This is a genomic window from Bacteroides sp., from assembly GCF_028690125.1.
GTDB lineage: Bacteria > Bacteroidota > Bacteroidia > Bacteroidales > Bacteroidaceae > Bacteroides.
Genome location: NZ_JAQVBV010000020.1, coordinates 90,613 through 96,612 on the forward strand (window position 1 = coordinate 90,613; position 6,000 = coordinate 96,612).

Below are 6,000 nucleotides of genomic sequence, written 5' to 3' on the forward strand. Positions count from 1 at the left end.
TGTTCCATTCGGTCCACGTATGTGATCCTTTTGGTCCATGTACGGCATCCGAATGCTTCACTTACGTGAAACGCCAACGTGCACCTTACAAAAAACATTAGTCGAGCCTTGTCAATACGTTAAGGTTACTAGTATTTGTTCTACTACACGCCGTATCAGTTGAGTAACAATCCTATTAACCACAAAAAAGAAGTATTGCAATGGCAGCAGATTATGATTTTCTGAGAAAACCCAATAAGAATGGAGACGGTGAACTCCAACCGTTATATCCCCGAATTGTCTCGAAAGGAACGATAGACAGCAAACAACTGTTTCGGGAAATAGCAGGAGCGTCCTCTTTCACGGAAGGAGATTTAGCCGGCATCATGGTATCTCTCCAGGAGAAAGTCTCTTATTATTTAAGTGAAGGTTATCATGTCAAACTCGGGGAGTTCGGTTATTTTTCGGCAAGCCTGAAGGCACGTCCGGTAATGGATAAAAAAGAGATCCGCTCGGTATCCATTTCTTTCGACAATATAAATTTCAGAGCTACAAGATGGTTCCGACGATATAGCTCGGGAACGGTATCCCGTGCGAAATCCGGTTTCCAACAATCATCGGACCTGCCGGAAGAGACACGACATTCCCGATTAAAAGCATTTTTAGCAAAAAATCATTTCATCACCCGCAGAGAATATACTCAATTAACGGGTTTACTAAAGGGAAAAGCACTGCGGGAACTCAATAATCTGGTGGATATAGGAGTTCTTACCACACGGGGAACAGGTAACCGAATTGTATATTTAACAGCTGACAATCAAAACATTAAATAATTAAAAGCTAAACAGAAGTGATAATATAAAGGGCCTAAATTTCTATTATCACTCTATTATCACCCACCTATTATCACCATTTCATTCTTGATTATCAAATATTTAAAGCTAAAAAGTGACAAGTGACAATAAAACAATGTGTTTTATTCTCTTAGATGTATTTGTTGCAACATATAAGACAATAACCTTTGGCCATTTTTGTATTCAGTTAGCACATATCTTACATTAAGCATCATTATTTCCACGTTTTCCATATAAAATACCTATACTTATCATCATCAGACTAATAATCATTAGTTAAATAGTAGAAAAGACTCCTATTATATTTATTTCCCATAATATGGTTGGCAGATTCATATTACAGCAGTATACCCTGGTTAGTACAAGCAATGAAATATAGTTGATCAATGCGAATTACGATATAACTATCGTTGCCTAAGACATTCATTATTATAGACCATATAAAAAGGAGAAATAAGTATGGAAGATGAAACATAATACATAAAACACCTTATTCCTGTCTGACAGAGCCAATAATAAAATTTGTTAAAAAAATTATTCCAATTGACTTTTTTGCGAGCACATTAGTAACTACTAATATAAGGATCCGAGTTTCTTGTGACTTACGTTGAATCGTCACAACTTATGTGTAACATAATATGGTAAAGGTTGAAAATTAAAATAGTTTTGTGAAATAGAGACAAACCCATAAATATTATATCATGAATAAATTAAATATTAACAGAACAACAAACCGTTCTATTTTCATCAATGAAACGGGAGAATTGCAACTTACCGGCAAAAAGAAACTTGAAACATTGCAAGTCCACGATGCTCCGGGTCATACCGGAAACATCTTACGTAATAATGAACGTTCGAATGAATGGAAATTTCACCGAGAGCGGTGCCGATCACCTCCATTTTCTATATTGTAATATTTATTTGTTAGCAGAAAACATAAAACGGCTTAGCTAAACGATCATAATCGGGAAAGTTCAGCTAATCCATTAATCAATTATAAATAAACACATTATCTATTTATCATGACGTATAGATCCGTCATGACAGGGAATTGTACACTCTATTGGTAACATTAAAGAGCATCGCATATCGAACGAAACGAATATAGAAAGTAAACTAATAGAACCATTTAAAGTATCAGAAAGGAGGTGTACGACAATGGCAATGAAAAAATCAGTATGGGATATCGTCCTGAAAGCGATTATCGCCGTGGCTTCAGCAGTGCTCGGAGCATTGGGCGCCAATGCAATGAACCTGTAGCGTCTTTCAACAAGCCAAGTCATTGAATTCTGTGAACAGATTCAAGACACAAACACCGGTACAATCCCACTGTGGATACGAGCTCTATTCCGGCAGGGGGGTTGTTTACCGATATTTATTAAAAAACCAATTATTCAATTTATAAAAATCGACTTCTTATGAAAACCAATCATACAAAAAATAACAAAATCCGGATTCCCAGACAATTATTCCGGCTTCTTATCTTTGCATGTCTTCCCCTAGTACCGACATTCGGTCAAGTGGTCAAGCTGGACATGCCCCAGATCTTCCCTGTTTCACCCGAAGCAGCCGTTTTGGACAAATTCCATTCCTATCCGGTGGACTATTGTACGGGGGTACCCCAAATCAGCATTCCTTTATATGAAATCGTAGCGGGAGACATCACGATCCCCGTCACCTTATCCTACCACGCTTCCGGCCTCAAGCCTCATGAAGGTAGTGGACTGGCCGGCACCAACTGGTCACTCAGCCTTGAGCCCTCTGTCAGTCGGGAGATACGTGGAAAAGACGATATTGGCGATTGTGGTTGGCTATGTAATGGTAGCTATCACCGTGGTATACCTCCCGGAGCTTCAAGGATGGACCAGATCAACTTTATGGATGACGTCGTAAGCGGCAAACGAGACAGCCAGCCGGACCGTTTTACCTACACCCTGCCTCATGGAGGAGGAAGCGGATATATGCTTTACCGGGGAAGCCCCATGGTCACCAGTCCTCGTACCAACGATGTGGTAAACTGGGAGAGAAATGATAAAATGACCATCACCGATGACAAAGGGTACTATTATGAGTTCGACGGCGCAGTAGAAAAAGTATTTTATACCCAATCCATCAACCGTTGGCACTGTACCAGCATCCGATCGCCACACAGAACCACCCCGTCCGTTACCTTCGGATATGATATCCTTTCCCACCAGTCACCCGGAACCAACAAAGGAGGTATGGGGCTTGGAGAAGTAATCATCAACAAGAACGCAACCGAAGACGGATATAATCTGATCGAACATCTTCCTCTTCAGGAATACAACTATGCCTTAGTGCCCGATTATAATTCAGGTTCGGATGCTTACTATTATGATTATAAGGCGGAATTGAGACGTGGTTACTCAGGAGATCTCTACATTGATAATTCGGGCAGCATCCTTCCCAACGACGTTGAAGTTCCACGGCTGACCGACATACATTTCCTGGGTAATACGATGGAAATCAGTTATACTTCGGTAGGAGGACCTGACTATCGGAACGATGCATACGATAAAATAGAAGTGACCGACGAACATGGAAAGCTGGTGCGCAGCATTCGTTTCTACCTCAGTACCTACAACTCCCATACCAGCCTGACCAAACTGGATTCTGTCAGCATCTCAGCACCCGGTGTGGAGACGAAGACGTATAAGTTCAATTATAACGGCGGGCTGGCTGTCCCTTCCATCGATACAAAGGTGATAGATCATTGGGGATTCTGCAACGGTCCGGAAAACCGGTATGTCGTCAATACAGTCCCCAGCTTCCGCAAGATATTGACTTACAGTAAAAATGGGCAACAAATACGTCTGCTGTTGGATTATAAAGGAGCGAACCGGGAGGCTAATGCCACCTGGACCAATCTGGGAATGCTGATTCAGATCACCGACCCGCAAGGTCTGGAAACGCACTTCGAATATGAGGGAAACAATGCAGCTTTCGCCATGGGCTATGTCGGTCCGGACGACGAAGATGCGATGTACCTCCGGCCGGTTGGTGGCCTTCGGGTCAAGCTCATCCGTACTTACGACCCCAAAGAACAAAAGACGGTCCGCAAAAGATACAGCTATGGGCTGGAAGGATCTATCGGCTGGGGAGTTATTTGGGGCGGCGGAGCCATCCCGCACATCATCACCGAACGGGATTATCAGACCAGCGTTCTTGTACCTTTCTCACCGAACAATCTCCAACCCATGACGGTCATTCGCAACAGTCCCGTTGGTGAAATCACGTTCCACAACGGAAGCCCCGTACTCTACAGCAATGTAAGGGAAAGTGTCGAAGGCGGCGGTTCCACGCTCGTGACAGAGTATGTCTACCATGTACCCTGCCATGAGTATAACAACCTGCTGGAATGGGACCAGTACGACCCTGAACTCGACTATGCTAAAAAAGAGAAACAAGTGAATGATTACCTGTTAAGACACTCTTACAGTGAATTGAAAGGCCTCGTATGCCCGCTTCCCAACAATCCGGGAAAGCATCCGGATGAATACATCAACCTGTCCGACGACCAATGGCTGGCAGGAAAGCTGAAGCGCGTGGAACGTTACAAGGATAACAGCTTTTTATTATCTACTACGGAGTATGAGTACGAACATGTCAGTACGGGAGGCGTGGTCAGCATCGACATCCCGGTACGCCGTATCTCTGTCAGCCAGGAAGTTTGCTTCAATAATCCAGGAGATTATTCCTGGGATAATGTATTCAATACCGGCAGATTCTATCCTGCGGAAGACGGTGGTCCGGCCCAGACTACCTTCTATCTGGATCCCGGGTCGTATACATTCCTCACAAAAGAATATACCATAGAAACTCGTGAGCAGGTACCTCATGATCAGCCTCCCTATGAGTTTGAGTCTTATAAGGAAAATAAGACATTTGAGTATAAGTTTTCTCATCTGCCGGGAATTTCTCTGGAACCTCGTAAGATAACTACCACCCGCAGTGACGAAGGTCTCACTATTGACGAGTACGATTATCTGGACGGGAAATTTCCGGGAATACTCTCGATGCACCGGCATACGGAAGGGGGTAGCTGGAAAGAAAACCGTATCCTTTTCAAGGAAGGTACAAGCCTGCCCGACAGGGTGGTTTCCGCGACGGACCGGGAAACGGAATTTCGTGACGAGGTGGTTTATACGGCTTACGATTTATATAACAATGTGGCGGAGGTACACAGCAAGGACGGAACTCCCATTACGTATCTCTGGGGATACCGAGGCCGTTTTCCGGTTGCTATGATAGAGAATGCCACACGGTCGGAGGTACTGGCCGCCATGGGAGTGGACGCTGGCGAGACAGACGGTTGGGCAGGAGACATGATGCCTGCCCCGGCCATGCTACAGTCCCTACAACTTTTGCGCGCTTCTTTATCGGAAGCAAACGTATACACCTGCGAATACGAACCGTTGCAAGGGGTGATAGCCATCACCGATCCCAATGGAATCACCACCCGACATGAGTACGACGGTTTCAACCGGCTGACAAAGAGCTATTACCTGGACTCAGCCGCGAACAAGGTACTGTTGCAACAGTATCTCTACCACCTGAGAGAGAAATAACGGGGATCACCTATGCTAAAAGCCGGATATGCCTGTGGCGGATACCGACTGACGGATTCACCAAATGCGACTACGGCTTTTAGTATAGCTGATAAAGAAAGCTTGTGAACAAGAGTAATACCAGAGTAAAACAAGAAACAAGAATCAAGAATAAAATAACGAAGAATTATGAAAACGATACGAACTATCAGGAATATGCGGACATTGGGAACCCTCCTTTCGTTCCTGGTCCTGTCCTTATATCCCGCCGGTGCCTCCGCTCAATCCCGGGACACCTTGTACATGCACACCAGTGCCGGACAGCCTCACATCATCACTGTGACTCCGCGAGTAAAGACTTCCGGACTTGCCGGATTGAGTGAGAACCAGATGCGGTGTGAAATCCAATACTACGACCGCTTCGGTAATCCTAACCTGAACATCCTGCATGGTCTCTCCCCTAACGGAGAGGACCTGGTAAACCTGCAAAGCTATGACGGGCTTAACCGGGAATCTTTCCGTTACCTGCCTGTAGGTACGAATACCTCGGGAGGCAGATACATGGAACCTTATGTAGTGGGGGACATAGCCCGGGCGGC

General features: G+C 44.5%; 5 protein-coding genes. All 5 read left to right on the top strand.

Annotated elements, in window-relative coordinates; genetic code table 11:
• Positions 1–200 precede the first annotated feature (200 nt).
• A complete protein-coding gene (locus PHO71_RS14110; RefSeq protein ID WP_300204446.1) occupies positions 201–812 on the top strand; it encodes an HU family DNA-binding protein in 612 nt (203 codons plus the stop codon).
• A 722-nt stretch (positions 813–1,534) separates the two neighbouring features.
• Positions 1,535–1,747 (top strand): hypothetical protein, encoded by a 213-nt coding sequence (locus PHO71_RS14115; protein ID WP_300204448.1) that lies wholly within the window; start codon positions 1,535–1,537, stop codon positions 1,745–1,747.
• Between the two features lie 250 nt (positions 1,748–1,997).
• Positions 1,998–2,093, top strand: a complete 96-nt coding sequence (locus PHO71_RS14120; protein ID WP_159441740.1) for a smalltalk protein — start codon at positions 1,998–2,000, stop codon at positions 2,091–2,093.
• 158 nt (positions 2,094–2,251) lie between these two features.
• Entirely contained in the window at positions 2,252–5,422 is a 3,171-nt protein-coding gene (locus PHO71_RS14125; protein WP_300204451.1) for an RHS repeat domain-containing protein, read from the top strand.
• 168 nt (positions 5,423–5,590) lie between these two features.
• Positions 5,591–6,000: DUF6443 domain-containing protein (locus PHO71_RS14130; RefSeq protein WP_300204454.1), on the top strand; the 410-nt coding region annotated here is incomplete at its 3' end.